This is a genomic window from Acetomicrobium mobile (assembly GCF_937920065.1).
The window spans coordinates 1-3,128 of record NZ_CALETC010000083.1 but is presented as its reverse complement, the minus strand read 5'-3'; the positions used below and the strand labels follow the sequence as shown (position 1 = coordinate 3,128).

General features: G+C 49.1%; 4 protein-coding genes. All 4 read left to right on the top strand.

Features of this window, described 5'->3' with window-relative positions:
- The first annotated feature begins 289 nt into the window (after positions 1-289).
- On the top strand, positions 290-1,480 hold the full coding sequence (locus tag Q7P41_RS03450) for a hypothetical protein (RefSeq protein ID WP_303882146.1): 1,191 nt from the start codon (positions 290-292) through the stop codon (positions 1,478-1,480).
- Positions 1,481-1,578: 98 nt separating this feature from the next.
- On the top strand, positions 1,579-2,139 hold the full coding sequence (locus Q7P41_RS03445; RefSeq protein WP_303882145.1) for a hypothetical protein: 561 nt from the start codon (positions 1,579-1,581) through the stop codon (positions 2,137-2,139).
- Between the two features lie 184 nt (positions 2,140-2,323).
- Positions 2,324-2,818 carry a hypothetical protein gene (locus tag Q7P41_RS03440; protein ID WP_303882144.1) on the top strand — a complete coding sequence of 165 codons (495 nt, stop codon included), beginning with the start codon at positions 2,324-2,326 and terminating at the stop codon, positions 2,816-2,818.
- 24 nt (positions 2,819-2,842) lie between these two features.
- On the top strand, positions 2,843-3,128 hold a 286-nt coding region (locus tag Q7P41_RS03435), incomplete at its 3' end, for a hypothetical protein (RefSeq protein ID WP_303882142.1).

Here is a 3,128-nt window from a genome sequence, read left to right as displayed (position 1 = left end):
AAAGGGTTTTCGTCAAGAAACGAGGTTGTGTCTGCATAGGCTTACTGCTCCTTTCCGGGTTTATCGTTAAAAAATTGGCGTGAATTTACGACATTATATCACCTTAGAATGACATCGGCATATCAGCAGCTGCTAGCCGAAGGCCAGGCCTTTGAACAATTTATGCAACAATATAATAACTAATCCTAAAAATCATTGGTAAACAGTCCTGAAAGGTATTGACAAGTATCCTTATGCAGGTATAATTGTGTATAAACAAATTATACAAAAAGAAGGGGAAGTGATTTTGATGAAAGTACTATCTGCTTTTTTGGGGGACAGAAAGAACGAAAGGTTGGCGTTTATGGCCGACAAGGCAAATTACTATCTGGGTTTGGAGAAAAAGGTCATACTGCTGGCGTCAGATGCCGATACCCTAGGGATCTTGAAAGAAGCTGAAGTCCTGGCGCCAGGCCATGCCGAAGACTTTGCCGTAGACTTTGCCCAGGACGTAATGGTGGCGATAGGGAACGTGAACGTAGCTGCCAGAGACCTGGCGAAGGCGCTGGTCCCGGACGATGTCATAAGCAATGCTAACGAACCCTTTTGGGAAACGAGCGCGAAAATGTGCATCGAAGCCATCATAAAGACTGCGGCCCATGCAGAAGCATTTATCCGCAGCAACACCCAGCCTCCCTACATGTCCTTAGCAGGCAGGATAACGACGATCCACTCCGAGATGGCAGAGAAAGTGTATGCCAGCCTAGAAAAGAAAAAGTGGTGGGAGGAATACCTTCCAGACCAGACCATTGAGACCATGATATTCAGCAACGCAAAACGAACGGCCTCCTGCATGCTTTCGGTGGTGCAGTCGTACCTGGAGCCGCTTTGTCGGATATCCAGCTCTGAAAGGACGGCTCCGGTAAACGACAATAAACGGCCTCTTGCAATATACGCGCCGGCCTACGACATAGTGGAGCTAAAGCTCGTTTTAAAGCTCCTTTCCGCCATATATCCAAAGGACTCCGTGCTGCTCGTTCCAGAAGCGGACAACTATAAGGAAGCGGTGGAAAATACGAGCTGGGACGTCGTCTTTTCCTCGTGCCGTCCGGTGGCCGATTCGGATTCCGTCGTCTTCGGCTTCAGCCGCCATTCCCTTCTTTACTTTGTAAACATGACGAAGGAGACCACGGGATTTGAACGGCTTACGAACCTGGCCTACGAAAGGCCGGATGTCCTGACTTACGGCAAGGGCATAGCCTGGGAATTGGGCGAGTGGCACATCGTAGACTTGCCCTATGACGCCGTTTCTCCGAGAAACCTGGTTGCGAACTCAAGGGAATTGGACGAGACCGTAGCGGCTTTAATTGCTCCCACGCCGAAAGACGTCAAGGGCAAGGAGTTTGACCCGGAACCCTTCCTGCATGACGATGATGAGTTTTGCGACCTCGATCAGTTGCTAGCTAACAGTGATTATCAGTTGCTAGCTGACGATGATTAGCGGCGATAGGTAATTAGCATTGGGTTGCGTAAGCTGGACAGGTTTAAATTTTCAGCTGTCAAGCTTCTAAATATGGGCCGAGATTGGGGTGTTTTAAGGTGTCGGATGAAATAGAAAAGGTGATGGAAATCCTTAAACGAGCTGCTGTTTCAAGACCTAAAAGAAACGTCTGGAAGCCTGTGGCGGTGATAAGTACGACGGCGCTGGTCTTTTTATTGGCTTTCGCAATATGGTCCAACCTGCCCAAGGTCCCTCCGGAAGGGGAAGTGGCGGATCAGGTTACGCGCATATTGGCAGGCTCGGGGCCCTCGTATAGCTGCGGCTACCTCCATGGAGCAAACGTCAAGCTGACCTCTCGTGGAATTGCGTCGGGAAACATAGACGTTACCTGCTTTTTCATGCCCTACAGGGCGTCTAAAAGGCTTGATGAGATTAAAATGTATTGCACCGCGAAGCTGAAACAGCTCTATGAAGAGCTTCCATGGCTGAAGGAGTGCTCCTTTACGATAAAGTGCCCTTATCACAGCAGGCCCGGAGGGCCGATAGAGTGGCGCCAGGAAGTTCGCTTTAAGTTCGACAGATCCCTTTACGAAAAGATAGACTGGGGAAAGTTTTTCTACGCAGACATCTTGAAAGTCGCAGAAGACGTGGAATTTTAAGGACTGCAGGCGTGCTGACTGCCTCATCATCAGGGCAGTCAGCATTTTGCCCGTGGGGGGAAGCCCGAAGATGTAGTTTTACACAAACAACTTCAAGGTTTGACTGCAATATGTTCAGCAGTTACAATTGATTTAGTTGCTAGATATTCGGCATCGTACATTGCTTTTTAAGGGAGTGAATGCTGTGGAAGAGCGAGACGTCGTAGTTCCTGCGGAAGTCATACGAAAAATACAGGAGGACTTTGAGTTAGACAAATACGAACTGGCAAGCTTTTTCGGCATAAGCCTGCGTTCCGCCATAGACTGGCTTAAACACGGAATAAGAGGGGAGAGGGGTCTAAACGTCGCCATGATAGACTGCCTCCTTTCCCTACAGATCCTTGCCCAAAAAGACCCGGAGTCCTTTATGACCTTCCAACAGCTTAGGGGTTTGACGCAGAAAATAGTGAGGGAGCCGAGCCTCGTGTTTTTTCAGTTTACGCCCTACGAAGACAGCCTTGATCCCATAGCTCTCCTGTCCCTAAAGCACCCGAGGATAACTTCCCTTTTTATGTCCGCGATCTTCGCCTTATATTTGAGGAACAAGGGAAAGCCCTTCAAATTCAAGGACACTTCAAAGGCCTTTGAAGACCAAAACGTTTACAAGTTCTTTATGGACCAATTGCCGGAGGACAATTGAGCGTGGGCGGCGGGAGGCGGCAAGATGACGCAGGACGAACTTAAGGTATGCACGGATTGTCTGAAGGCGGGCGGAGACGTTACTTACGAGGAAGCCGACGGCATATTTCGCTTACTTTGCTGTAGCAAAACGCCTGAGGAGGTAGGTCTGCTCCTCGAATGGTACAGGGCCGTGCTAGACAGGCTCGAGGCGGGCAAGGGGAAATTTGTCAATACCCTGCCCGTTTCTTATAACTACGCTTATCTTCTTTGCCGGGAAATTGCGCAGGTTATCTCGCAGTGTTTGAGACTGCTTGACCCTCTTGAGAAAA